The organism is Cellulosimicrobium sp. AB352, from assembly GCF_049538415.1.
Classification (GTDB): domain Bacteria; phylum Actinomycetota; class Actinomycetes; order Actinomycetales; family Cellulomonadaceae; genus Cellulosimicrobium; species Cellulosimicrobium funkei.
The window spans coordinates 86,615-111,892 of record NZ_JBMVFX010000015.1 but is presented as its reverse complement, the minus strand read 5'-3'; the positions used below and the strand labels follow the sequence as shown (position 1 = coordinate 111,892).

At 74.6% G+C, this 25,278-nt stretch carries 20 protein-coding genes and 1 pseudogene; 9 read left to right on the top strand and 12 right to left on the bottom strand.

Features of this window, described 5'->3' with window-relative positions; genetic code table 11:
* From ACPCUX_RS12450 to ACPCUX_RS12440, 3 genes are all read right to left on the bottom strand, one after another.
* Positions 1-599: HdeD family acid-resistance protein (locus tag ACPCUX_RS12450; RefSeq protein WP_423388872.1), on the bottom strand; the 599-nt coding region annotated here is incomplete at its 3' end.
* A 159-nt stretch (positions 600-758) separates the two neighbouring features.
* Positions 759-1,856, bottom strand: a complete 1,098-nt coding sequence (locus ACPCUX_RS12445; protein WP_085386779.1) for a DUF2330 domain-containing protein — start codon at positions 1,854-1,856, stop codon at positions 759-761.
* Between the two features lie 84 nt (positions 1,857-1,940).
* On the bottom strand, positions 1,941-2,423 hold the full coding sequence (locus ACPCUX_RS12440; RefSeq protein ID WP_021483345.1) for a hypothetical protein: 483 nt from the start codon (positions 2,421-2,423) through the stop codon (positions 1,941-1,943).
* 247 nt (positions 2,424-2,670) lie between these two features.
* Between ACPCUX_RS12440 and ACPCUX_RS12435 the strand changes: the two genes are divergently transcribed.
* From ACPCUX_RS12435 to ACPCUX_RS12425, 3 genes are all read left to right on the top strand, one after another.
* Positions 2,671-3,009, top strand: a complete 339-nt coding sequence (locus ACPCUX_RS12435; RefSeq protein ID WP_021483344.1) for a metal-sensitive transcriptional regulator — start codon at positions 2,671-2,673, stop codon at positions 3,007-3,009.
* 24 nt (positions 3,010-3,033) lie between these two features.
* Entirely contained in the window at positions 3,034-3,408 is a 375-nt protein-coding gene (locus ACPCUX_RS12430; RefSeq protein WP_021483343.1) for a heavy-metal-associated domain-containing protein, read from the top strand.
* Between the two features lie 208 nt (positions 3,409-3,616).
* Positions 3,617-6,262, top strand: a complete 2,646-nt coding sequence (locus ACPCUX_RS12425) for a heavy metal translocating P-type ATPase (protein WP_423388871.1) — start codon at positions 3,617-3,619, stop codon at positions 6,260-6,262.
* Between the two features lie 113 nt (positions 6,263-6,375).
* On the opposite strand, the gene ACPCUX_RS12420 is transcribed toward ACPCUX_RS12425, so the two are convergent.
* The 4 genes from ACPCUX_RS12420 to ACPCUX_RS12405 are packed head-to-tail and all read right to left on the bottom strand — an operon-like array spanning position 6,376 to position 9,221.
* Positions 6,376-7,167, bottom strand: a complete 792-nt coding sequence (locus tag ACPCUX_RS12420) for an ABC transporter permease (protein WP_034651519.1) — start codon at positions 7,165-7,167, stop codon at positions 6,376-6,378.
* Positions 7,164-8,156, bottom strand: a complete 993-nt coding sequence (locus tag ACPCUX_RS12415) for an ABC transporter ATP-binding protein (protein ID WP_423388870.1) — start codon at positions 8,154-8,156, stop codon at positions 7,164-7,166. Before ACPCUX_RS12415 ends, ACPCUX_RS12420 begins: the two co-directional genes overlap by 4 nt.
* Positions 8,153-8,458, bottom strand: a complete 306-nt coding sequence (locus tag ACPCUX_RS12410; protein ID WP_021482836.1) for a transcriptional regulator — start codon at positions 8,456-8,458, stop codon at positions 8,153-8,155. Before ACPCUX_RS12410 ends, ACPCUX_RS12415 begins: the two co-directional genes overlap by 4 nt.
* Entirely contained in the window at positions 8,451-9,221 is a 771-nt protein-coding gene (locus ACPCUX_RS12405; RefSeq protein WP_423388869.1) for a hypothetical protein, read from the bottom strand. The genes ACPCUX_RS12410 and ACPCUX_RS12405 overlap by 8 nt, the downstream gene beginning before the upstream one ends.
* Before the next feature lie 180 nt (positions 9,222-9,401).
* Here ACPCUX_RS12405 and ACPCUX_RS12400 point away from each other — a divergent pair, with 180 nt between their 5' ends.
* The 3 genes from ACPCUX_RS12400 (at position 9,402) to ACPCUX_RS12390 (ending at position 11,821) form a co-directional block, all read left to right on the top strand.
* Positions 9,402-10,370, top strand: coding sequence for an SPFH domain-containing protein (locus ACPCUX_RS12400; protein WP_021482834.1), 969 nt, complete (start codon positions 9,402-9,404; stop codon positions 10,368-10,370).
* Positions 10,367-10,795 (top strand): hypothetical protein, encoded by a 429-nt coding sequence (locus tag ACPCUX_RS12395; RefSeq protein WP_423388868.1) that lies wholly within the window; start codon positions 10,367-10,369, stop codon positions 10,793-10,795. The genes ACPCUX_RS12400 and ACPCUX_RS12395 overlap by 4 nt, the downstream gene beginning before the upstream one ends.
* Positions 10,796-10,948: 153 nt before the next feature.
* Positions 10,949-11,821: a CPBP family intramembrane glutamic endopeptidase gene (locus ACPCUX_RS12390; RefSeq protein ID WP_423388867.1), complete on the top strand. Its 873-nt coding sequence runs from the start codon at positions 10,949-10,951 to the stop codon at positions 11,819-11,821.
* Between the two features lie 173 nt (positions 11,822-11,994).
* Here ACPCUX_RS12390 and ACPCUX_RS12385 read toward each other — a convergent pair whose 3' ends face one another.
* The 5 genes and pseudogenes from ACPCUX_RS12385 to ACPCUX_RS12365 form a co-directional block, all read right to left on the bottom strand.
* Positions 11,995-13,725, bottom strand: a complete 1,731-nt coding sequence (locus ACPCUX_RS12385; protein WP_137279908.1) for a dipeptide ABC transporter ATP-binding protein — start codon at positions 13,723-13,725, stop codon at positions 11,995-11,997.
* Positions 13,726-13,987: 262 nt separating this feature from the next.
* Positions 13,988-14,843, bottom strand: a pseudogene (locus ACPCUX_RS12380) (ABC transporter permease); the annotation flags it as partial.
* A 145-nt stretch (positions 14,844-14,988) separates the two neighbouring features.
* Positions 14,989-16,110, bottom strand: a complete 1,122-nt coding sequence (locus ACPCUX_RS12375; protein WP_085386785.1) for an ABC transporter permease — start codon at positions 16,108-16,110, stop codon at positions 14,989-14,991.
* Positions 16,111-16,225: 115 nt separating this feature from the next.
* Positions 16,226-17,872 carry an ABC transporter substrate-binding protein gene (locus ACPCUX_RS12370; protein ID WP_340697240.1) on the bottom strand — a complete coding sequence of 549 codons (1,647 nt, stop codon included), beginning with the start codon at positions 17,870-17,872 and terminating at the stop codon, positions 16,226-16,228.
* Between the two features lie 294 nt (positions 17,873-18,166).
* On the bottom strand, positions 18,167-19,096 hold the full coding sequence (locus ACPCUX_RS12365) for an HdeD family acid-resistance protein (protein ID WP_137279910.1): 930 nt from the start codon (positions 19,094-19,096) through the stop codon (positions 18,167-18,169).
* Positions 19,097-19,266: 170 nt separating this feature from the next.
* Here ACPCUX_RS12365 and ACPCUX_RS12360 point away from each other — a divergent pair, with 170 nt between their 5' ends.
* The 3 genes from ACPCUX_RS12360 (at position 19,267) to pntB (ending at position 25,249) form a co-directional block, all read left to right on the top strand.
* The gene (locus ACPCUX_RS12360; protein WP_085386788.1) at positions 19,267-22,071 is read left to right on the top strand and encodes a lysylphosphatidylglycerol synthase domain-containing protein; all 2,805 of its coding nucleotides are present in this window, start codon (positions 19,267-19,269) and stop codon (positions 22,069-22,071) included.
* A gap of 173 nt (positions 22,072-22,244) precedes the next feature.
* Complete coding sequence (locus ACPCUX_RS12355) at positions 22,245-23,843, top strand: Re/Si-specific NAD(P)(+) transhydrogenase subunit alpha (protein WP_423388866.1); 1,599 nt, start codon at positions 22,245-22,247, stop codon at positions 23,841-23,843.
* A complete protein-coding gene (gene pntB, locus ACPCUX_RS12350) occupies positions 23,840-25,249 on the top strand; it encodes a Re/Si-specific NAD(P)(+) transhydrogenase subunit beta (RefSeq protein WP_423388865.1) in 1,410 nt (469 codons plus the stop codon). Before ACPCUX_RS12355 ends, pntB begins: the two co-directional genes overlap by 4 nt.
* Positions 25,250-25,278 lie beyond the last annotated feature (29 nt).

Genomic DNA, 25,278 nt, shown 5'->3' with positions numbered 1-25,278 from the left:
TACGTGCCGGGCGTGGCCGCGCGTCCGGCCTGTCGGCCGAGCGAGCGGATCTGGACGCCGAACGCGATGAGCATGAAGCCCCAGACGATCGCGAAGAGCGCGAGCAGCCACACGATCGACACCAGGCCGGCGTTGACGTTGAACAGCACGAGCAGACCGAAGACGATGCCGAGCAGGCCGGCGACGACGCCCCAGCCCCACCCGCTCCCAGGGACCTTGCGCAGGTCGAGGCTCGCGACCGTCTGGAACAGGCCGTAGACCACGGCCCAGAACCCGACGATCCAGGTGAGAACGATCGCGGTCTTGCCCGGCCAGACGAGCAGCACGACGCCGACCGCGAGGCTCAGGACGCCCATCGTCACGAGCAGCGCGGTGCCGCTGCCCGTGCCGCGGCGCCGGATGCCCTCGACGATCTCGACGATGCCGTCGACGACGGCGAAGATGCCGATCACCCAGATGACGACGGCCGCCGTCTTGTCCGGCCACGCGAGCGCGATGATGCCGAAGAGGATGGCGAGCACGCCGCGGATCACCGGCCAGTACCAGACCTGCTTCGCGGTGCGCGAGAAGGCGGTGAGGATCGGGTCCTGGATCGTCATGGTCACTCCCCTGCCGAGGTGACGGGCCGGCTCCCGACGGCCTGGGCCCGGGCGCCTCCCGCTTCGCCTCCATGGAACACCCGGCGGTGCCGCGTGTCGCGGCGAACCGCGCGTCTCGCCCGTACGGGGTGACCCGGGCAGCGGGCCGGGTCGCGTCGCTCAGGCGCGCGCGGGGTGCGGCGCGAGGGCGGGCGAGGGCGCGCGGCGTCGTCGGCCTCGCCAGACGACGAGCGCCGCGAGCGCGAGCACGCCGGCGAACGCGAGGACGGGCCCGGCGAAGAACGGCCCGATCCGCTTCTCGGCGACCACGGCGTACGTCGGGGTGAAGGCGACGTCCGCGGCGGCGGGGGCGAAGGAGAAGTCGGAGACGATCTGCGTCGCCGGCTCGGTGAACACCTGCTCGTGGGCCGTGACGAAGCCGCCGGCGGCGAGCAGCGCCGCGAGCTCCTCCGACGCGACGTCCGCCGGGTCGAGGCGGCCGGCGAAGCGCACGGTCGGCTCGTGCGCCTCGGCGGTCGGGTCGACGCGGTCGACGCGGTGGTCGGCCAGGACGTACGTGCGCGTGCTCTGGGTGTCCTCCGCGACGGCCGACATGCGCATGGGGTAGACGAGCGAGCCGCTCGGGAACGTGACCCGGAGCGGCTGGAGCGTGCCGTCGAACGCGGCGGCCTCCTCGGGCGCGAGCCGGGCCGCGACGAACGACCAGCCCTCGCCGACGTAGGGGGCGAGGGCCGTCCGGATCGTCTCGGGGAGCTGGAACCCGCGCTCGGTGAGCCAGGCGTCGAGCGCGCCCGTGTCGGTCGCGCCGAGCGTCGTGACGTCGAGCGGCCCGAGGCGGACCTCGTCGAGCACCGTGACGCCCGCGCCCGCCACGGCGTCCGCGCCGCTCCCGAAGCCGAGCTCGGGCCACCACCGGGTGTCGGAGACGACGGCGCGCGGCCGGGTGAGCTCGTCGAGCTCGCGGAACACCTGCGGGTCGGCGAGCGCGACCTCGGCGGGTGCGGGCGTGGGCAGCAGCAGGCCGACCTCGGGCGCGTTCGACAGCGTGGAGAGCTCGACGAGCATCGTCTCGGTGGTCCCGTCCCACTGGAGGACCGCGGTCTCGTGGGAGACCGCCGTGTCGTACGCGGGCCCGTCGACGAGGCCGCCGCACGCGCACGCGCCCGCGGGTGGCGCCGCGACGACGCCCGTCCCCGCGAGCGCGACCGACACCACCGCCACGCGCAGCGCGCGTCGTGCTCCGGCTCCCCTGCCCATGCTTGGGAGGGTAGGTGCGTGCCCGGGGCACCGCGCGGCGGGTGCCGAATCGTGATGCCGTCGTGACGGCGTCGTGACCGGCCGTCAGCCGACGGCGGCGCTCACCCCGAGGTGCACGACGACGCCCAGCACGAGGGCCCAGGCCGCGACGGCCACGACGCCCCACGTGAAGACGCGGGCGCGCGGGGCCCCGAACCCGACCATCGCCGCGGCGGTGACGTGGCTCGGCAGGAGCAGCGGCCCGAGGAGGCTGACGCCGGGCACGCCGTAGCGGTCGAACACCTGCCGCATCCGCTGGCGCTTGGGCGTGGTCTCGACGGTCCGTCCGCGCGTGATCCCGCTGCGCGCGGCGCCGATGACCCAGACGACCAGGGCGAGCGCGATCGCGTTGCCGACGATCGCGACCGGGATGGCGACGAACGGGTTGACGCCCGCCACGACCCCGAGGACCGCCGCGCCCTCGGCCTCGACGTAGGGGATCGCGCCGGCGAGCAGGACCCCGACCCAGCGCAGGAAGGGCGGCAGGCCCTGCGTGAGGTCCTGGAGCCCGGTGACGATGTCGGTCATGGTGCGCCTCTCGTTGGTGGTGCCTCCAGCCTCGCGTCGGCACGGCGCCTGCGGCAGTGCGGCCCGTCACCGGACGGGGTGGAGTCCTCACCCGACGGGCATGACACGTGTCATGCGTTCGGAGGGGATCGTCGACCCTCCCCACGGATACCTCACGGGGGTATGATGGGGCGTACCCTGACGGGGTATCACCGCCGCACCACCCGCGCGGCGGGCGCGCTATCGCGTCCTGGACGAGGAGGAGAGCATGACCGACACGACCGAGGCGACGGCCGTCGAGCAGGAGCAGGCGGTCCACACCGGTCCGCACGGCTACGCGTCCGACAAGGAGGCGTACCTCAAGCGCATGCGCCGCATCGAGGGCCAGGTGCGCGGCATCGCCCGCATGATCGACGAGGACGTCTACTGCATCGACATCCTCACGCAGGTCTCCGCCGTCACCAAGGCGCTCCAGGCCGTGAGCATCGGCCTCGTCGAGGACCACCTGGGCCACTGCGTCGTGGACGCGGCCCGCCAGTCCGAGGCGGAGGGCGCGGCGAAGGTCAAGGAGGCCGCCGACGCCATCGCCCGCCTCGTCCGCAGCTGACCACCCCACCATCCGAGGAGCACCATGAGCACCGTCACGACCCTGGGCGTCACCGGCATGACCTGCGGCAACTGCGTCGCCCACGTCACGAAGGACCTCGAGGCCGTCGCCGGCGTCGAGAACGTGAGCGTCGAGCTCCGCGTCGGCAGCACGTCGGAGGTCACGGTCTTCTCCGACGACCCGCTCGACGAGGCCGCGCTGCGCGAGGCCGTCGACGAGGCCGGGTACGAGGTCGCGTCGGTCGAGGTCCAGCAGGACGCGCTCGCCGCCCAGTACGCCGAGCAGGCGGCCGACAAGCAGGAGGCGCACGACTGCGCGTGCGGCTGCGGCACCGAGCCCGCCGCCGACGCCGCCCCCGCGACGAAGACGTACGACCTCCAGGTCCCGCCCCGCGCCTGACCGTCCCCGGTCCGCATCTCCCCGGTGCCCGACGGCGGGACGCGCCTCGACCGCACGAGGACGCGACCGCCGTCGGGCACCCTGGGTCCCGGTCGCCACCGCGACCCCGACCCCCCGCGCGCACGAGCAGCGCCGCGCACGCCGCGACGGCCACCACGCCGGACGACCGCGGCGACCTCGCCCCGCACCCCGTCGAGGAGCCCCACCGATGACCGCACAGCCCGCGCCCACGTCGACCGCCGCACCCGGCGGAGCCGCGGAGGCCCGGCCCGTCGCCGAGGTCGACCTCGCGATCGGCGGCATGACGTGCGCGTCGTGCGTCGCGCGCGTCGAGAAGCGCCTCAACCGCGTCGAGGGCGTCACGGCGACGGTCAACCTCCCGCTGGAGACCGCGCACGTCGTCCTCGCGGCCGACGTCACCGACGCCGACCTCGTCGAGGCCGTCGAGAAGGCCGGCTACACGGCCCGCGTCACGACTCGCCGCGCAGCCGCCGCGACCGAGCAGGGCGCTCCCCCGGCGGACCAGGGCGAGACGACCGCCGAGGCGGCGGCGCGGCCGGAGGACCCGGAGGCGGGCCCGCGCACCCCCGCCGACGACCCCGCCACCGAGCCGGCCCCCGCCACCGGGCCTGCCCGCGCCGCCGGGCCTGCCCGCGGCACCGCCGCACCCGACGACGGCGCCGCCCCGACCGACCGCGGCGTCGTGCTGGCGCAGCGCCTGCGCGTCGCGGCGGTGCTCACCGTGCCGGTCGTCGCGCTGTCGATGGTCCCGGCGCTGCAGTTCACCGGCTGGCAGTGGGTCGTCGCGGCGCTCTCGCTGCCCGTCGTCACGTGGGCCGCGTGGCCGTTCCACGCGGCGGCGTTCCGCGCGGCCCGGCACGGCGCGTCGACGATGGACACGCTCGTGTCGCTCGGCGTGGTCGCCGCGACGCTCTGGTCGCTGTGGGCGCTGCTGCTGGGCGGCGCGGGCGAGCTCGGGATGCGCATGGAGCCGACGCTCGTCCCGTCGCGCGGCCACGCGGGCGCCGCTCCCGAGCTCTACTTCGAGGTCGCGGCCGTCGTGACGACGTTCCTGCTCGCGGGCCGGTACGCCGAGCACCGCTCGAAGCGGCGCGCGGGCGACGCGCTGCGGTCGCTGCTCGCGCTGGGCGCGAAGGACGCGGAGCGCATCCTGCTCGCCCCCGACGGCACCCCGCGCACCGGGCCCGACGGCGCGCGCGTCACCGAGCGCGTGCCCGTCGCCGACCTCGCGGTGGGCGACGTGTTCCTCGTGCGGCCGGGCGACAAGGTCGCGACGGACGGCGTCGTGCTCGAGGGGTCGAGCGCGGTCGACACGTCGCTGCTCACGGGCGAGCCGGTGCCGGTCGACGTCGGCCCCGGCGACGCCGTGACCGGCGCGACGGTGAACGCGGCGGGCGCGCTCCTGGTGCGGGCGACGCGCGTGGGCGAGGAGACGACGCTCGCGCAGATCGGCCGCCTCGTCACGCAGGCCCAGACGGGCAAGGCACCGGTGCAGCGGCTCGCGGACCGCATCTCCGCGGTGTTCGTGCCGGTCGTGCTCGTGCTCGCGGTGGGGACCCTGGCCGCGTGGCTCCTCGCGGGCGCCGGGACGCAGCTCGCGTTCACCGCCGCGGTCGCGGTCCTCATCATCGCGTGCCCGTGCGCGCTGGGGCTCGCGACGCCGACGGCCCTGCTCGTCGGCACGGGCCGGGGCGCGCAGCTCGGCGTCCTCATCAAGGGCCCGGAGATCCTCGAGTCGACGCGCCGCGTCGACACGGTGGTGCTCGACAAGACGGGCACGGTCACCCAGGGCGCGATGGCGCTCGAGGCGGTCGTCACGCCGTCGGGCCGCGCGCCGCTCGACCGGCTCGTGGCCGCCGACCCGACGGCCGCGGACGCGCGCGACGCCCTGCGGCACGCGGGCGCGGTCGAGGCCCTGAGCGAGCACCCGATCGCCCGCGCGATCACCGCGGCCGCGCGCGACCTGCCCGCGGGCGCCCCGGCGCCGGACGACGGCCCCCGGGTCGGGGCCGACGGCGTCGCGGTGGGCTCGCTGCAGGCGTTCGACTTCCGCAGCGCCCCGGGCGGCGGGGTCGAGGCCGTCGTCCGGACCGCGCACTCGGGTCTCTCGCTGGGCGCCGACGGGGCGGGGCTCACCGCGCGCCGGGTGCTCGTCGGACAGCCCGCGTGGCTCGCGCGCGAGGGAGTGACCCCGGAGCCGGCCCTCGACGACGCGTTCGCGGCGGCCGAGGCGTCGGGGGCGAGCGCCGTCGTCGTCGCGTGGGACGGCCGGGCGCGCGCCGTGCTCGTGCTGCGCGACCCGGTGAAGCCCACGTCGGCCGAGGCCGTGCGCGAGCTCCGGGAGCTCGGCCTGCGGCCCTACCTGCTCACGGGCGACGGCGAGGGCGCGGCCCTCGAGGCGGCGCGCGCCGTCGGCATCGGGGAGACGGACGTCGTCGCGCGCGTCCTCCCCGACGAGAAGGTCGACGTCGTGGCCCGGCTCCAGCGCGAGGGCCGCGTCGTCGCGATGGTCGGGGACGGCGTGAACGACGCCGCCGCGCTCGCGACGGCCGACCTCGGGCTCGCGATGGGGACCGGCACGGACGTCGCGATCGAGGCGAGCGACCTCACGCTCGTCCGCGGCGACCTGCGCAGCGCGGCGACCGCGATCCGGCTGTCGCGCCGCACGCTGCGCGTCATCCAGCAGAACCTCTTCTGGGCCTTCGCGTACAACGTGGCGGCGATCCCGCTCGCGGCGGCCGGCCTGCTCAACCCGATGATCGCGGGCGCGGCGATGGCCGCGAGCTCGGTGCTCGTCGTCGGGAACTCCCTGCGTCTGCGCCGCGCTGCCTGAGCCGCGCCGACGCCGACGAGAACGCCCGGCGAACACGGGGACGGCGACCGGAATCGCTCGGATCCGGTCGCCGACCCCGTGCTCGGCGGGAGGGGTGGGGGTCAGAGTGACGGTCAGCGGAAGCGGCGGCCCTCGTCGCGGCGGTAGGCTCCGACCGCGAGGACGGCGAACAGCACCGTCCAGCCCAGGAGCACGAACCACGCCGCGCCGTACGCCGGCTCGCCCGTGAGGGCCTGGACGAGCAGGTCGCGGCCCGCGCGGGTCGGGGTGGCCTTCGAGATGGCGTCGAGCCAGTCGGGGAAGAGGAACGGCGGCAGGAACAGGCCGCCCGCGAACGCGAGCGGGAAGAGGATCACCTGCACCACCGGGAGCGCCGCCTTCGCCGACAGCGAGTAGCCGATCGCCATGCCGAGCAGCACGAACGGCACGGACACGAGCAGCACCGTCCCGACGCCCGCGAGGAGCTGGGTCGCGGTGACGCTCGCGTCGGTGAACAGCCAGCCGATGAGGATGAGCGGCACGAGGCCGAACAGCGAGAAGATCCCGCCGTTGAGCACGCGCGCCGCCATGCGCGGCGCGGGCCCCGCGGGCAGCGTGCGGACGAACGGGTCGAACGGCAGCTGCCGGTCCTCCGCGACGCCGAGCCCGTACGTGAACAGGCTCGCCGAGCAGATCGCGAACAGCCCGAGCGACGCGACGGCCATGGTCGCCGCCACCGGGTCCTGGGCCACGGCCTTCTGCGGCACGACGAAGAAGAACATCGCGAGCGCCGGGAACAGCAGGTTGCCGAGCACCGCGACGGGGACGCGCACGGTCTCGAGGAACTGGTACTTGAGATGCAGCCACGTGAGGCGCAGCGGCCCGGGCAGCGCCGCCGCCCGCGGGGTGGTGGTCGTGGTGGTCATCGGGCCCGTGCCTCCGTCGTCGGGGCCGCGTCGCGCGCGACCATCTGCTCGAACGCCTCCTCGAGGCTCGCGCCCCGGATCTCGAGGTCGTGGAAGTCGACGCCCGAGGTGACGAGCTCGCGCACGAGCGCGTCGGCGTCGGGCGTGTACAGCTCCTGGCGGCCGTCGCCGAGGCGGTCGGCCCGCACGACGCCCGGACGGTCGCGCAGGTCGACGGCCGACCCGACGACGACGCGCCGCAGGGACACGCGCCGCAGGATCGCGTCGAGCGAGTCGTCGGCCTTCACGACGCCCTGGTCGATGACGACGACGCGCTGCGCGAGCGCCTGCACCTCCTCGAGGTAGTGGCTCGTGAGCAGCACCGTCCCGCCGCCCGCGTGGTACGCGCGGATCGCGTCCCACAGCGCCTGGCGCGCGCCGACGTCGAGGCCCGTCGTCGGCTCGTCGAGCAGCACGACGCGCGGGCGGCCCACGAGCGAGAGCGCGACGGCGAGGCGGCGCTTCTGCCCGCCGGACATTGCGCCCGTCTGGCGGCCCGCGAGCTCGGTGAGGCCGAACTGCTCGAGCAGCTCCGCCGTCGGGACCGGGTCGGGGTAGTGGCCGCCGACGAAGTCCACGACCTCCCGCACCTTGAGCGTCGCGGGCAGGCCCGTCTCCTGCGGCGTGAGGCCGAGGCCGACGCGGCTGCGCGCGTCGCGCGGGTCGCCCCCGAGGAGCCGCACCGTCCCGGAGTCGGGCCGCCGCTGCCCGCTGACCAGGGACAGCAGCGTCGACTTCCCGGCGCCGTTCGGGCCGAGCAGCCCGACGAGCTCGCCGCCCCCGACGGTGAGGGAGACGTCGTCGAGCGCGACGACCGCGCCGAAGCGACGCGTCACTCGGTCGACGGCGACCACGGGCGGGGTGTGGTCCGTGCCCGACGGCGCGGGCTCGGCTCGGGCGGTCCGGACCGGGCCGGTGCGCGGGGCGCGCTCGGTGCGCTCGTCGCTCATGGTCGGGCTCCCTTCAGGAGGGCGTCGAGGGCGGTCGTGTAGTCCTCGAAGGCGACGCGACCGCGGGCGGTGAGGGACAGGTAGGTGGCGGGCGTGCGGCCCTCGTGCGTCTTGGTGACGGTCACGTAGCCGGCGTCCTCGAGCTTGCGCAGGTGCGTCGAGAGGTTGCCCGCGGTCATGTCGAGGAGCTTCTGGAGCTTGGGGAAGGACAGCTCGTCGCCCGTCGGGAGGGTGGCGAGCGTCGCGACCACGCGCAGCCGCGCGGGCGCGTGGATGACGGGGTCGAGCTCGGTCTCAGGCATCGGCCGCACCCTCCGCCGGCCGGGCGGGCACGGGGCGGGACGCGCGACGCCGTCGTCGGACGCGCACGACCTGCTCGATCCCGGCCATGACGAGGAAGCCGCCGCCGCCCGCGAGCGCCATGACGAGGTAGGTGAGCGGCAGCCCGGCGAACGTCGCGACGGCCGCGGTGAGCAGGATCCACACCCCGAGGACGAACAGCCCGCGGTCGCCGAACGCGGCCGCGCCGCCGAGGTAGAGGAGGCCGACGACGACGCACGCGAACGCGTTGCTGGCGAGCGCCATGACCTCCTCGGACGCCCCGGCGCGGGCCAGCCCGCCGAGCACGAGGCCGAAGCAGAGGAACCCGAGCATCCACGACCACCCGTACATCGCCCCGGTGCGGGCGCTCACGCCGCGCGTCCCGGCGGTGCGCGTGACGCTGTGGACGATCGTGAACGCGACGGCGGCCGCGATGAGGCTGAAGAAGACCCAGAAGGCCCACGGCTCGGGCTGGGCGCCCATGACCTGACCGGCGCCGCTCGTGACGCGGACCGTCGCGGTCCCGTCCGCGACCCGGACCGCGCTCGTCCACAGGCACAGGTAGCCGACGAGCCACGCGACGCCCCACGCGAGGAACAGCAGCCGGGAGTCGGGCTCGGTCGCCTGGCGCGCGCGCTCCTGCTGCTCGCGGATGAGGCGGAGCGTCTCGGCGGCGCCGAGGGACGGCTCGTCGGGCTCGCCGACGGCTCCGTCGTGGACGGCGTCGCCGCGGTCGGTCGTCATGGTGGCCTCTCGGTGGCACGGGTCATTCCGGAAACTACTTTGCGCTTCAAACCTGTTTGTAGATTCCCACACGCGTGCGCCGTCGCGCAAGACCCGGGGGACGGATGGCGGCGCTCCTCCGAAATGTGATATCACTTTGCTATACACGACGCGGCCCCGACGCAGGAGAGGACGACCACCGTGACCGAGAGCGCAGCACCCCCGCAGGAGTCCGTCGGCGGCGAACCGACCGGCCGCCCCGTCGGCCACGACGGCACGCGCGTCGACGTCACCGAGCGGCCCGCCTGGTCCCTCGGCGCGGGCGGCGCGGCCGCCGTCATCGCGCTGAGCATCGTCCTTCTCCTCGGCGGCACGGGGCTCGTCGTGGCCGCCGCGGCGGAGGCCGGCAACCCCGCCGTGCTCATCACGCTCGGCGTCCTGGCGTTCCTCGCGGGCGTGCTCGTCCCGACCGGCGTCGCCGTCATCAACCCCGGCGAGACGGTCGTCGTCCAGTTCTTCGGCCGCTACCTCGGCACCGTCCGCACCACGGGCCTCGTCGCGACGGTGCCGCTCAGCACCCGCCGCCGCGTGTCCGTGCGCGTCCGGAACTTCGAGACGAGCGAGCTCAAGGTCAACGACGCCGACGGCAACCCCATCAACATCGCCGCGATCGTCGTCTGGCAGGTCGCCGACACCGCCAAGGCGTCGTTCGCGGTCGAGGACTACGACGACTTCGTCGTGGTCCAGGCCGAGTCCGCGCTGCGCCACGTCGCCATGTCCCACCCGTACGACGACGCCGAGGCCGGCGAGGAGTCGCTGCGCGGCGCGACGGAGGTCGTCTCGGCCGAGATCGCGGCGGAGGTCGCGGAGCGCGTCGTCGTGGCGGGCGTCGAGGTCATCGAGGCCCGCATCTCCAACCTCGCCTATGCGCCCGAGATCGCGCAGGCGATGCTCCAGCGCCAGCAGGCCGGGGCGATCATCGCGGCACGCTCGCGCATCGTCGAGGGCGCGGTGTCCATGGTCGAGGACGCCCTGTCCCGCCTCGAGGCCGAGGACATCGTCACGCTCGACGACGAGCGCCGCGCGACGATGGTCTCCAACCTCCTCGTGGTGCTCTGCGGCGACAGCCGCGTGACGCCCGTCGTCAACACGGGGTCCCTGTACCAGTGACGCCCGTCGGGCCCACGCCGCCCGAGAAGCGCGACGCGCCCGACGACGGCGACCGGCCGTCGTCGGGCCGCGGCGTGCCCGCGGGGGAGCCGGCCACGCCGGAGGGCGACGCACCCTCGCCGGGCGAGCAGGCGTCGTCGGGCACAGCGCCCGGCGCGGGCGCGGGCGCAGACACGGGCACGGACACGGGCACGGGCACGGAGACGACCCCGGGCGCGGGCCGAGCGCAGCGGCCGCAGCGCAAGTCGGTCCTCCTGCGCCTCGACCCCGCCGTGCACGACGCCCTCGCCCGCTGGGCCGGCGACGACCTGCGCAGCGTCAACGCGCAGATCGAGATGCTCCTGCGCCGAGCGCTCGACGACGCGGGCCGCCTCCCCCGCGACGTCCGCCCACCCCGCCGCCCGGGCCGCCCACCCCGCCAATAGCCCCCCACCCGCCGAGCACGGGGTCCGCGACCGCTCTCGCCCCGATCCGGTCGCGGATCGCGTGCTCGCGGGGCGCTCCGCCCGTGGTCGGCGAGCAGGTTCTGTCCAGGGGGCACCGAGGTGGGTTCCGGTGAGCGGTGCTATAACCGGACGGTGCCCGACCTGACCGCTCCCGGCTCGCCCGCCGCGCCCGTGCCCGGCCCGACGGCCGCCGGCGTCCCCGGCACCGCCGACGGCGCTCCTCCCGCGCGCCCGGACCGTGCCACGCGCCGTCGTATCGGCGCGGAGATCTGGATCGTGCTCGGGCTCAGCCTCGGCAAGTCGGCGGTCTACGCGATCATCACCATCGTCGCGCGGCTCACCGCCGGGACCCCGCTCGGCGAGCAGTCCGCGAGCCTCAACGTGAGCCGGTCGGCCCGCCCGTACCTCGACCTCGCCTACCAGCTCGTCGGGATCTTCTTCGCCGTGCTGCCCGTCGCGCTCGCGCTCTACCTGCTCAGCGCGCGCGGCCGCTCCGCCGTCCGCGCCATCGGGCTCGACGGCGCCCGGCCCCTGCGCGACGTCGGCTGGGGGTTCGCGCTCGCCGCGGCCATCGGCATCCCCGGCCTGGGGTTCTACGCGCTCGGCCGTGTCCTCGGCATCACGGTCGAGGTGCAGGCGTCGGCGCTCAACGCCGCGTGGTGGACGGTGCCCGTGCTCATCCTCGCCGCGCTGCAGAACGGCCTGCTCGAGGAGGTCATCGCGGTCGGCTACCTGTTCGAGCGCACGCGCGACCTCGGCTGGGGCCGCGTGAAGTTCGTCGTGTGGAGCTCGCTCCTGCGCGGGTCCTACCACCTGTACCAGGGCTTCGGGCCGTTCGTGGGGAACGTCGTCATGGGCGTCGTGTTCTCGTGGTTCTACACGTCCCGCTGGGGCCGGCACCGCGTCATGCCGCTCGTGATCGCGCACACCCTGCTCGACGTCGTCGCGTTCGTCGGGTACGCGCTGCTCCCCCTGGAGTGGAAGCAGTCCCTGGGCCTCGCCTGACGCCGCCCGCCGAGGGAGAGCCCAGGTCGTCCGGAGCAGAGCCCCGGCCTCCTCCATGGACCAGGGCTCTCCCCCGGCAGACCAGGGCTCTACCTCGCCAGACCGCGGCTCTACCCCACGGGACCACGGCTCTACCTCGGCGGGCCACGGCTCTCCCCCGACGGGCCGGGGCGTCAGGCGCCGCGGAGGGCGCGGAGCTGCTCGCGGCGCTCCGCCTGGAGCACCGGGTCCGGGACGGGCAGGGACGCGAGGAGACGCTGCGTGTACTCCTCGCGCGGGCTGCCCAGCACCTCGGCGCCCGTACCTTCCTCGACCAGCCGCCCGCGGTAGAGCACCGCGATGCGGTCGGACAGCAGGTCCACGACGGCGAGGTCGTGCGACACGAACAGGCTCGCGAAGCCCAGCTCGCGCTGCAGCTCGGCGAACAGCTCGAGCACGCGCGCCTGCACGGAGACGTCGAGCGCCGACGTCGGCTCGTCGGCTACGAGCAGCTCCGGGTCGAGCGCGAGGGCCCGGGCGAGCGACGCGCGCTGGCGCTGCCCGCCGGAGAGCTCGTGCGGGAACCGGTCACCGTACGACCGCGGGAGCTGCACGGCCTCCAGGAGCTCGTCGACGCGCCCGCGCGCCGCCTGGGGCGACTCCGCGCGCCCGTGCACGACGAGCGGCTCCGCGACGCAGTCCGCGATCGTGAGCAGCGGGTTGAAGCTCGTCGCGGGGTCCTGGAACACGAACCCGATGCGCGGCCGCACGGGGCGCAGCTCGCGCTCCTTCACGCCGTTCATCTCGACGCCGAGCACGCGCAGCGACCCGCCCGTCACCCGGGTGAGGCCGGCGACGGCGCGCGCGAACGTCGTCTTGCCGGAGCCGGACTCGCCCACGAGGCCGAGCACCTCGCCGGGCCGGATGGTGAGCGAGACGTCGTCGACCGCGGTGAAGCCGGGACGGCGCAGGCGGCCCGGGTAGGTGACGGTCAGTCCCTGCGCCGCCACCACGGGCTCCGCGTCCGCCCATCCGACGTCGCGGGCCGACGCGCGGGCCTCGGCCCGCGCGGTCCCCTCGCCGACGCGCGGCACGGAGTCGAGCAGCGCGCGCGTGTACGCGGCCTGCGGGGCGGCGAAGAGCTCGCGCGCGGGCGCCTGCTCGACGACCTTCCCCTGGTACATGACCGCGACCCGGTCGGCGAGGTCCGCGACGACGCCCATGTTGTGCGTGATGAGCACGATGGCCGTGCCGAACTCGTCGCGGCACCGGCGCAGGAGGTCGAGGATCTCGGCCTGGACGGTCACGTCGAGCGCGGTCGTGGGCTCGTCCGCGACGATGAGCCCCGGGTCGAGCACGAGGGCCATGGCGATGACGATGCGCTGCTTCTGCCCGCCGGAGAACTGGTGCGGGTAGTGGTCGACGCGCGTCTCCGGGTCCGGGATGCCGACGCGCCGCAGCACGTCGACCGCGCGCCGGCGCGCCTCGCGCCGCGACACCTTCGTGTGCGCCCGGATGCCCTCGACGATCTGCCAGCCAACCGTGTACACCGGGTTGAGCGCGGCGGACGGCTCCTGGAAGACCATCGCGACGTCGGTCCCGCGGACCTGGCGCAGCCGCTCCCCGCCCAGCGTCACGACGTCGTGGTCGGCCGTCCCGGCCTTGTTCGTCAGCACGACGGCGCCGCGCGCCGTCGCGGTCGACGGCAGCAGGCCGAGGATCGTCTTCGCGGTCACCGTCTTGCCGGAGCCCGACTCGCCGACGACGGCCAGCACCTCCCCGGGTGCGACCTCCAGGTCGACGCCGTCGACGGCGCGCACGGCCCCGGCGTCGGTCGCGAACGACACCGCGAGGTCGCGGATCGTCACGACGGGGCGTGCGGCGTCACCGCTCTCGCGGCGGGTCGTCTCGGTCACGGCGCTCATCGCCGGTCCTCCGTCTCGTCGTGGGGCGCGTCCGCCGGAGCAGGCGCAGGACCGGCCGCGGGGCCCGCCGCCGGACCTGTCGGAGGGCCGTCGTCCGCCGTGCCGCCGGGCCGCCCGTCGAGCCCGACGGCGTCGGGGTCGCGCTGCCCGGGGACGGCGGCGAGCTCGTCGGAGCGCGAGCCCGCGCCCTCGATCGCGTCGAGGCCGCCGGGACCGGCGGTGAGCGTGCCGCCCGGCACGACCGACGTCTCCGCGACGTCGCCCGACACCTCGGCGGACGCGCGGCGCGAGCGCAGCCGCGGGTCGGCGAGGTCGTTGAGGCTCTCGCCGACGAGCGTGATGCCGAGCACCACGAGCACGATCGCGAGGCCCGGGAAGAGCGCGGTCCACCAGATGCCGCTCGTCACGTCGGACACGGCCTTGTTGAGGTCGTAGCCCCACTCGGCGGCCGCGGTCGGCTCGATGCCGAACCCGAGGAACCCGAGCCCGGCGAGCGTGAGGATCGCCTCGGACGCGTTGAGCGTGACGATGAGCGGCAGCGTGCGGGTCGAGTTCCGCAGGACGTGGCGCACCATGATGCGCCGGTGCGGCGTGCCGAGCACGCGCGCCGAGTCGACGAACGCCTCGCCCTTGATCCGCACGACCTCCGCGCGCGTGACACGGAAGTACTGCGGCACGAACACCACGGTGATCGAGAAGGCCGCGGCGAGGATGCCGCCCCACATGCTCGACTGGCCGCCGGAGATGACGATCGCCATGAGGATCGCGAGGAGCAGGGACGGGAACGCGTAGATCGCGTCGCAGACCACGACGAGCAGGCGGTCGGCCCAGCCGCCGAAGTACCCGGAGACGAGCCCGAGCAGCACCCCGACGACGATCGAGGCGAGGATCGCCACGACGATGACGAGGAGCGCCGTCTGCGCGCCCCAGATGACGCGCGACAGGACGTCGTAGCCGCCGACGGTCGTGCCGAGCAGGTGCTCGGCCGACGGCGGCTGCTGCGCGCCGAAAGGCCCGTCCGCGGTGCGGAGCTGGCTGTACCCGTAGGGGGCGAGCACGGGCGCGAGGGCGGCGGTGAGCAGGAAGAGGCCCGTGATGACGAGGCCGGTGACGAGCATGCCGCGCTGCAGCCCGACGCTCTGCCGGAGCTGGTGGACGACGGGCAGGCGCTTCCACCACGCGACGCGCCCGCGCTCGGGGACGACGACGGGGACGGGGCCCCCGGTTTCCGGACCGGCCGGGACGACGGTCTCCGCGACCATGTCAGTACCTCACCCTCGGGTCGATGAGCGCCGCGATGATGTCGACGAGGAAGTTCGTGACCGCGACGATCACGGCCATGAGCACGACGATCCCCTGCACGGCGACGAAGTCGCGCGCCTGGAGGTACTCGGCGAGCTGGAAGCCGAGCCCCTTCCACTCGAACGTCGTCTCGGTGAGCACGGCGCCCGCGAGGAGCATCGCGACCTGCAGACCGATGACGGTGATGATGGGGATGAGCGCGGGGCGCCACGCGTGCGCGCGCACGAGCCGGGACTCGCGCACGCCGCGCGACCGCGCCGCGACCACGTAGTCGGTCGAGAGCGTCCCGATGACGTTGGTGCGCACGAGCCGGAGGAACACGCCCGCCGTGAGCAGCCCGAGCGCGAGCGCCGGCAGGACGGCGTGCTGGAGCACGTCGCCGACGATCGCGGGGTCGCCCGTCCGGATCGCGTCGATCAGGTAGAAGCCGGTCGGGTCGTCGAGGAACTGCAGCTCGATCTCCGCGTCGGTGGACGCGCGCCCGGACACGGGCAGCCAGCCGAGCCACACCGAGAAGACGAGCTTGAGCATGAGGCCGGCGAAGAACACGGGCGTCGCGTAGGCGAGGATCGCGGAGACGCGCAGGATCGCGTCGGGCACGCGGTCGCGCAGGTAGCCCGCGAGCATGCCCAGCGGGATGCCGACCACGAACGCGACGAGCAGGGCGTAGACCGCGAGCTCGAGCGTCGCGGTGCCGTACGTCGCGAGCACCTCGGTGACCGGGCGGTTGTCGCTGATCGTCGTGCCGAAGTCGCCGCGGACGATGCCGCCGAGGTACTCGAGGTACTGCACGACCACCGGGCGGTCGTACCCGGCCTCGTGGATGCGCTCGGCGAGCTGGTCCGGCGTGAGCCGGCCGCCGAGCGCCGCGGTGATCGGGTCGCCCGTGGCCCGCATGACCACGAAGACCGTGGTCACGAGGATGAAGACCGTCGGGATGATGAGCAGCGCGCGGACCAGGATGTAGCTCCCGAGCCCGCCGCCACGGCGGCGGGTCGTGCGCGGGGTGCGCACCCGCCCCGCGCGGCCGGGGCCGCGGGGCGCGTCCTCGCCGACGGGCACGTCGGTGGTGGTGGTCGTCATGTCGTCTCTTCCTCAGGTGCCCGGGGCGTCGGCGTGGTCGCCGGTCCGGACGAGCGGTGCCCGGCCCTCCCCGCGGGTCGCGCGGGGAGGGCCGGGCGGCTGGGGCGGCTGCCGGTCAGCCCTTGGACAGCGCCGCGTAGCGGAACTTGAAGGACGGGTCCAGCGTGTCCTCGGCCCCCTCCACGTCCGTCCCGACGACCGCGACCTGCGCGCCCTGGAGGTACGGGAGCGTGGACAGGTCCGCCGCGACCTTGCTCTGGATCTCCTCGATGAGCGCGGTGCGCTCGTCGGCGTCGGGCGTCGCCGCCTGCTGGAGGATGAGGTCGTTGACCTCCTGGTTGGCGTAGTGGTTCACCAGGAAGTTCTCCGTGAGGAAGAACGGCGTGAGGTAGTTGTCCGCGTCGGAGTAGTCCGGGAACCAGCCGAGCTGGTACGCCGGGTAGACGTCGGACGTGCGCTCCTTGGCGTACGTGACCCACTCGGTGGTCTGCAGGTTGACCGTGAAGAGGCCGTCCTTCTCGAGCTGGTCCTTGATGAGCGCGTACTCGTCGGCCGACGACGGGCCGTAGTGGTCGTTCGAGTACTGCAGGTTGAGCGTCACGGGCGTCTCGACGCCGGCGTCGGTCAGGAGCTGCTGCGCCTTCGCGGCGTCGGGCTTGCCCGCGCCGTCGCCGTACATCTCCTTGAGCGGCTCGGCGGCGCCGGTCAGGCCCGCGGGGACGTAGGAGTACAGCGGGGTGTAGGTGCCCTTGTAGACCTGGTCCGAGAGCTCGTCGCGGTCGATGAGCGACGCGGCGGCCTGGCGCACGGCCAGCGCCTTGGCCGGGTCGGCCTCCGGCGTCTTCGCACCGAACGGCTGGGTGTCGAAGTTGAACGTGATGTAGCGGATCTCGCCGCCGGGACCGTCCACGACCTTGACGTCGTCGTTGCCGCGCAGGTCCTCGATGTCCGTCGCGGACAGGCTGCGCCACGCGACGTCGATCTTGCCCTGCTGGATCTCGAGCTTCATGTTCGACGCCTCGGCGAAGTACTTCACCGCGACCTTGTCGGTCTTCGCCGGGCCGAGGAGGCCCTCGTAGCCGTCGTACGCCTCGTAGGAGACGAGCTCGTTGAACTTGTAGCCCGTGATCGTGTACTGGCCGGCGAACGCCTTGCCGTCGACGATGTCCTGGTCCGAGGTGAGCGCGTCGGCCGCGAAGACGTCCTCGTCGACGATCGGGCCCGCCGGGCTGGACAGGATCTGCGGGAAGAGCTGGTCGTTCTCGCTCTTGAGGTGGAAGACGACGGTCGTGTCGTCGGGCGCCTCGACGCTGTCGAGGTTGTAGAGCAGCGACGCCGGCCCGTTCTCGTCGTTGATCGCGACCTGGCGGTCGAACGAGAACTTCACGTCGGACGACGTGAGGTCGTTGCCGTTGGCCCACTTGAGGCCCGGCTTGAGCTTGACCGTGTACTCGGTCGGCGAGGTGAACTCGGCCGACTCCGCGATGTCGGGCTCGACGTCGGGGCTGCCGTACGGGGTGTTCATGAGGAACGGGAAGACCTGGTTCATCACGGCGAACGAGCCGTTGTCGTACGAGCCGGCCGGGTCGAGCACCGTGATCTTGTCGGTGGTGCCGATGACGAGCGAGCCGCTCGCCGAACCGCCGCCGTCACCGTCGCCCTCGCCGTCGCTCGAGCCCCCGCCGCACGCGGTCAGGGTCAGCGTCACCGCCGTGATGCCGGCGGCCGCGGCGAGGAGCCGCTTCCTGGACACCGCTGTCATGTGTCTACCTCTTTCTCGGGTTTCTCGGGGTGCGAGACACCGGTGGCGCGACCTTGCACGCACCAGGACCCCGACCTGTCGGCGGAGTGCCGTGATTTCTAGCACAGTGCCGTGTCGCACAGGTGTCAGGATCGACAGAAACCCGGACAGAACGCCAGCGTTGTTACCCGGTCGTAACCCTGCGCCCCGGGCAACGGTCGTGACGTGAGACACACTCACGGCGGTCGCGCCGTGGGTGTAAGGTCCCGCCCCTTTCGGGGCGCCCGGCCCTGGCGGACGACGGCCGCACGGCCCTCAGGAGCCCGCGCGGTCCTCCGGTCCTGCTGCCCCGGGACCACCCGCTGCCGGGCCGTCCGGGGCAGGCTCGACCGGGGCGGGCTCCACCGGGGCGGGCTCGGCCGGCGCGGGGTCGGCCGGGGCGAGGTCGCTCGTCGGGGACGCGTCGGGCGCGGGAGCCGCCGGGTCGGCGGCCAAGGTTCCGGCGGGCGCCCCGCCCACGGCCGACGGCGGGGCGACGCCCGGGTGCACCGCGGCGGCGCCCAGCACCGACCCGCCCGTCACGACGACGCCGGCCGCGACCGCCTGTGCGCGGAGGTCGGCGAGCTCCCGCGCGACCGCCCGGACCGCGAAGCCGGAGACCACGTGGATCGCCCCGGACACGAACGCGTACAGGGCGAACACCACGGTCACGAGGCGCAGCACGTCGAACGCGTCGAGCGGGCGCGTGACGAGGAGTATCCCGAAGAGGACCGACACGATCCCCACGGCGAGCATCCAGGCCCAGCCGAGGTCGCGGTTGCGCACGAGCGCCGCCGCCCCGGCGATCGTGGTGATGCCGAGGACGAGCACCCAGACGGCGAGGACGTAGTACAGCGCCGTCGCGCCCAGGTCCGGCCACAGCGCCACCACCACGCCGAACACGACGTTGACCCCGGCCTGCGCGAGCCACCACGCCGACCCGACCTGCTTGCGGTGCACGAACCCCTGGACGGCGACCAGCACGCCGTCGGCCACGAGGAACGCCCCCAGCACGACCCGGAGGGTCCCCAGCTGCTCGAGGGGCTCGATCATGAGGAGCAGGCCCAGGACGACGAGGAGCGTGCCCCGGACGACGGGGAGCCACCACACCCGGCGGAAGGGGTTGCGCTCCTGCCCGCTCTCGTCCGGCGTCGCGGGTGCGGCGCCTCCGGCCTCGTCGCGCTGCGTCGTCGTGCCACGTGCCATGCCGACCTCCCCGGGGGTGCTCGCACCCCCATGCTAGGGAGGCCTTCCTCACACCCGCCCGTCGAACAACCCCCCACGGGCATCGGACAAGCGGTCGAACCGGGCGAATCACCCGGAGGAATCGGCCAAATACCGCGCCTGCCGGGACCCCCGGACCTAGACTCGCAGGCATGTCCTCCCCCGCGCCCGAGCCGACGACGGGCGACACGCCCCACGGGGGCGCGGTCGTCGAGGTCGGGTCGCTCGCCGCGTCGGGCCGGCGTGACGCCCGTCCCCAGACCGGCGCGCTCGAGGCGCTGCTCGCCCCGCGCGGCCGCGACGACGACGGCACGGTCCGGGTCGTCGACACCGCCGAGCAGCGGGTCCGGCACCCGATCGACTTCGTCAACCTCGTGCTGTGCGCGGTGGGTGTCGCGGTCGTCATGCTCATGTCGGTGTACGCGCACGGCACGACCGAGGGCGTCGCGGAGGACGTGCAGAACTTCTCGGACGTGCTCGCCCGCGTGCTCTTCCTCCCGGTCACCGTGCTCGAAGGGCTCATCACGCTCTTCGTGCCGCTCGCGGTGCTGGTCGAGCTCGGTCTGCGCCGGTTGGGGCGGCAGGTCGTCGAGTCCATCGTCGCCGCCGCGCTCGGCCTGCTCCTCGGGGTGCTGGTCGTGCTCGCGCTGCGCACGTGGGGCTCCGACGACCTGATCCGCGGGCTCTCCGCGTTCATCGACGGGTCGTGGCAGCTCACCATCCCCGACTACCTGTACGTCGCCGCGATCGCCGGCCTCCTCACGGCCGCGGGCACGCGCACCCGACGACGCACCGTCAAGTGGTCGTGGAACCTGCTGTTCGTCGCGATCGGCGTCGTGCTCATCACCGGCCAGGTCTCGCTGCCGGGCATCATCATCACGCTGCTGCTCGGGCGCATCGCCGGGCTGGCCGTGCGGTACGTCTCCGGCGTCCGCAGCGAGCGCGCCTACGGGCCCGACCTCGTGGCCGGGGTCCGACGCGCGGGGTTCGCCCCCGTGGCGCTCGTCCGCGTGCGCGACGTCACCGACGACGACGAGCTCGCCGAGGCGGCGGACGACCCCATCACGGAGGTCGACGCCGAGGGCCGCATCACGGCCGAGGTGCACGTGGGCGTGCTGCGCGCGCCGGGCGCGGGCGACGACGGCGGGACCGTCCTCACCGCCGACGCGGCCCTCGCGGCGCACCACCTCGGGGCCGCGCACCCCGACGAGAGCGAGGCCCCGCAAGGCACGGACGCCGCCCCCGAGCCGCAGGACGCCCCGTCCGACCCGGCCGCGATCGCGCTGACGCGCGCGGGCGACAACCGCGTCTACGCGATGCTCGCGGAGGACGACGTGCGCCGCGACGTCGTCGTGCTCGACGGCGACCGCCAGGTCGTCGGCTTCCTCACCCGCTTCTGGCGGTCGCTGCGCCTGCGCGGCAGCGAGGGCCGCGCCGCGATCTCGCTGCGCGCCGCCGCGGAGCGCACGGCCCTCCTGTCCTACGCGGCACGGGCGGCCGGCGTCCGCACGCCGCGGCTCCTGGGCGTCGCCGAGTCCGCCGACTCGATGGTGCTGGTCCAGGAGCACGCGACGGGTGCCGTGTCGCTGCGCGACCTGCCCGTCGAGGACGTCACCGGCTCGGTGCTCAACGAGGCGTGGCGCCAGCTCCGCCTCGCGCACTCCGCCGGGATCGCGCACCGCGCCCTGACCTCCGACGTCGTGCTCGTCTCGCACGACCCGGCGACGGGCGCCCCGGAGCTGTGGCTCACCGGGTGGGAGCAGGGCGACATCGCGTCGTCCGAGCTCGCGCGCCGCATGGACCTCGCCCAGATGGTCGCGCTGCTCGCGCTGCGCGTCGGGGCGCAGCGCGCCGTCGAGTCCGCGGTGAGCGTGCTGCCCGACGACGACATCGCCGCCATCGGCCCGCTGCTCCAGTCGGTCGCCCTGCCGCCGAGCACGCGCGAGGAGATCCGGCAGGACAAGGAGCTGCTCAAGGAGCTGCGCGCCGCGCTCGTGGAGCGGCTGCCCGAGGCGGACGTCGAGCCGCAGCGGATCACGCGGTTCGGCGCCCGCACGGTGCTGACGATCGCGCTCGTGATCGCCGCGGTGACCGCGCTCGTCACGTCGTTCAACTTCGAGCAGATCGCCGAGGCCGTCACCGAGGCGAACCCGTGGTGGGCCGTCCTGTCGTTCGTCCTCGGCATCCTCACGTGGGTCGGCGCCGCGCTGACGCTCACGGCGTTCTCGCCGAAGCGCCTGCCGTTCTGGCGCGTCAACCTGACCCAGGCGGCCGGCTCCTACGTCGCGCTCGCCGCGCCCGCGGGGATCGGCCCGGCGGCGCTCAACCTCCGGCTGCTCACGAAGCGCGGCATCTCGACGCCGATGGCCGTCGCCACCGTCGCGCTCGTGCAGGTGTCGCAGTTCGTCGTGACGATCCTCATCCTCGTGGTGCTGTCCGTCTTCACCGGCGAGGGCGGCCTGGTCCAGCTCCCCTCGACGACCGTGCTGCTCGCCATCGGCGGCGTCGCGCTCGCCGTGCTCGCGACGCTCCTCGTGCCCGCGGTGCGGACGTGGGCGCTCGCCAAGCTCCGGCCGACCGTCCAGCAGGTGTGGCCGCGGCTCTCGGAGATGCTCGGCCAGCCGGGGCGCCTCGCCGTCGGCCTCGCGGGGAACATCGTCATGACGCTCGGCTACGTGCTGGCCTTCGACGCCGCGCTCGCGGCGTTCGGGCAGGAGCTCGACCTCGTCGACGTCGCCGTGATCTACCTGGTCGGCAACGCGGCCGGCGCGGCCGTCCCGACGCCGGGCGGCCTGGGCACCATCGAGCTCGCGCTGACCGCGGGGCTCACCGCGGCCGGCGTCCCGGTCGCGCTCGCCACGTCGGCCACCCTCCTCTTCCGCGTCGCGACGTACTGGGCGCGCATCCCCATCGGCTGGTTCGCCATGCGCTTCCTGCAGAAGAAGGGCGACCTCTAGCGCGCCACCGCCGGCCCCCGAGGCGGTCCGCGCACCGCGCGGGCGGACGCCGCGGCCCCGGGGACGTTCGACCCGGGACGGCGCGGGCGGCCCCCGATAGGCTCGCCGCGCACCCGCCGTCCCCACCGGTCGCGCGGGCGCTCACGATGCTCGACGAGGTGAGGAGCCCGCACGTGAGGATCGGTGTCCCCCGCGAGGTGAGGGACGGGGAGCGGCTGGTCGCCGCGACCCCGCGCACGGTCGAGCGCCTGCGGGCGCTCGGGTACGAGGTGGTCGTCGAGCACGACGCGGGCGCGGGGGCCACGTTCTCCGACGCCGCGTACGAGGCCGCGGGCGCCGCGGTGGTCGACGCCGCGACGGCGTGGGGGGCCGACGTCGTCACCGCCGTGAACGCGCCCACCGACGCGCAGGTGGCGCTCCTGCGCCCGGGCGCGACCCTCGTCGCGATGCTCGGCCCCGCGAACGACCCCGGCCTCGTGCGGCGCCTCGCCGACCACGGCGTGACCGCGCTCGCGCTCGACGCCGTGCCCCGCATCTCGCGTGCCCAGGCCCTCGACGTCCTGAGCACGCTGTCGAACGTCGCGGGCTACCGCGCCGTCGTCGAGGCCGCGGCCGAGTACGGCGGCATGTTCGCCGGGCAGGTCACCGCCGCGGGCAAGACGCCGCCCGCGAAGGTCTTCGTCATCGGCGGCGGCGTCGCGGGCCTCGCCGCGGTGGGCGCGGCCGCGAGCCTCGGCGCGCAGGTGCGCGCGTTCGACGTCCGCTCGGAGGCGGCCGAGCAGATCGAGTCCATGGGCGGCACCGCCGTGCGCGAGCCCGCGGCGCAGCAGGGCATGTCGGCCGACGGGTACGCGAAGCCGCTCACGCCCGAGCAGGAGGCGGCGGCCCTCGCCGTCTACGCGCGCGAGGCGGCCGACGCGGACGTCGTCGTCACGACGGCGCTCGTGCGCGGCCGGGCGCCGCGCACCCTCACGGCCGAGGCGATCGCCGGGATGCGGCCCGGGAGCGTCGTCGTCGACCTCGCGGCCTCGGGCGGCGGCAACTGCGCGCTCACCGTGCCGGGCGAGCGCGTCGTCACCGAGAACGGTGTCGTGGTCGTCGGCTGGACCGACCTCGCGGGCCGGCTCCCGCAGCACACGTCGCAGCTGCTGGGGACGAACGTCGTGCACCTGCTCGAGCTGCTCACGCCCGGCAAGGACGGCGTGCCCGTGCTCGACCTCGACGACCCGGTCCAGCGCGGCATGACCGTCGCGCGCGCCGGCGAGGTCCTCTGGCCGCCGCCACCCGTCGCGGTGAGCGCCGCGCCGTCCCCCGCCGCACCACCACCGCCGGACCCCGTACAGGAGGCCGCGGACCGCGAGCGCGCCGCCGCGGAGGCCGCCGCGGCCGCGAGCCTGCGCCGCCGCCGTCGGACCGTCGGCGCCGCGCTCGCCGCGGTGCTCGTCACGCTCGCGCTGTCGTTCGCGCCGCCGTCGCTCGTCGGGCACGTCACGGTGTTCACGCTCGCGGTGATCGTCGGGTACTACGTCATCTCGAACGTCACGCACTCCCTGCACACGCCGCTCATGGCCCAGACGAACGCGATCTCCGGCATCATCCTCGTCGGCGCGCTCCTGCAGCTCGGCTCCGACGACTGGGTCGTCACGACGCTCGCGCTCGTCGCGGCGACGCTCGCGAGCATCAACGTGTTCGGTGGCTTCCTCGTCGCGAACCGCATGATCGGCATGTTCCGCAAGGACGTCCCCGCCCGCGCGCAGGAGGTGGCTCGATGACCGCCACGTCCGTCGCCCAGGCCGTCTACGTCCTCGCGGCCGTCCTGTTCGTGCTGAGCCTCGCGGGCCTGTCGAAGCAGGAGTCCGCGCGCCGCGGCAACGTCCTCGGCATGGTCGGCATGGTCCTCGCGCTCGCCGCGACGATCGTCCTCGCGCTCGGCACGAGCGCCCGCCCCGTCCTCGTCACCGCGCTGCTCGTCGCGGTCGTGCTCCTCGTGGGCGCCGCCGTCGGGACGTGGCGGGCCCGCCGCGTCGAGATGACGCAGATGCCGGAACTCATCGCGATCCTGCACAGCTTCGTCGGGGCCGCGGCCGTGCTCGTCGGCTTCAACTCGTACCTCACCGCGCAGGCCGCGGGGCACGACGACGTCGCGCACCTCGTCGAGGTCTCGCTCGGCGTGCTCGTGGGCGCCGTGACGTTCACCGGCTCCGTCGTCGCGTTCCTCAAGCTGTCCGGTCGCACGCGGTCGGCGCCGCTCCAGCTCCCCGGCCGGAACCTGCTCAACCTCGGGGCGCTCGTGGCGAGCCTCGGGCTCGTCGCGTGGTTCGTGGTCGCGCCGTCCGTGTGGCCGCTGCTCCTGCTCACCGTCGTGTCGCTCGCGCTGGGCTGGCACCTCGTCGCGTCGATCGGGGGCGGCGACATGCCCGTCGTCGTCTCGATGCTCAACTCGTACTCCGGCTGGGCCGCCGCCGCGGCCGGCTTCATGCTGGGCAACGACCTGCTCATCGTCACGGGCGCGCTCGTCGGGTCCTCCGGTGCGATCCTCAGCTACATCATGTGCCGGGCCATGAACCGGTCGTTCGTGTCCGTCATCCTCGGCGGCTTCGGGGCCGAGGAGGGTGCGGCGCCCGCGGGCGGCGAGGGCCCGCAGGGCGAGCACCGCGAGGTGCGCGCCGACGACGTCGCGGCCCTCCTGCGCGACGCGCGGAGCGTCGTCATCACCCCGGGCTACGGCATGGCGGTCGCCAAGGCGCAGTACCCCGTCGCCGACCTCGTGCAGCTCCTGCGCGACGGCGGCGCCCAGGTCCGCTTCGGCGTCCACCCCGTCGCGGGCCGGCTCCCCGGGCACATGAACGTGCTGCTCGCGGAGGCGCGCGTCCCGTACGACATCGTGCTCGAGATGGACGAGATCAACGACGACCTGGCGGGGACGGACGTCGTGCTCGTCATCGGGGCGAACGACACCGTGAACCCGGCCGCGCTCGACGACCCCGGCTCGCCCATCGCGGGGATGCCCGTGCTGCACGTGTGGGAGGCGGAGCAGGTCGTCGTCTTCAAGCGGTCCATGGCGGCGGGCTACGCCGGGGTGCAGAACCCGCTGTTCTTCCGCGAGAACACCGGGATGCTCTTCGGGGACGCCAAGCAACGGGTCGAGGACATCGTGGCGGCGCTCCGCGCGGGCTGAGGAGCCGCGGGCGACGGGGACGGCGCGGG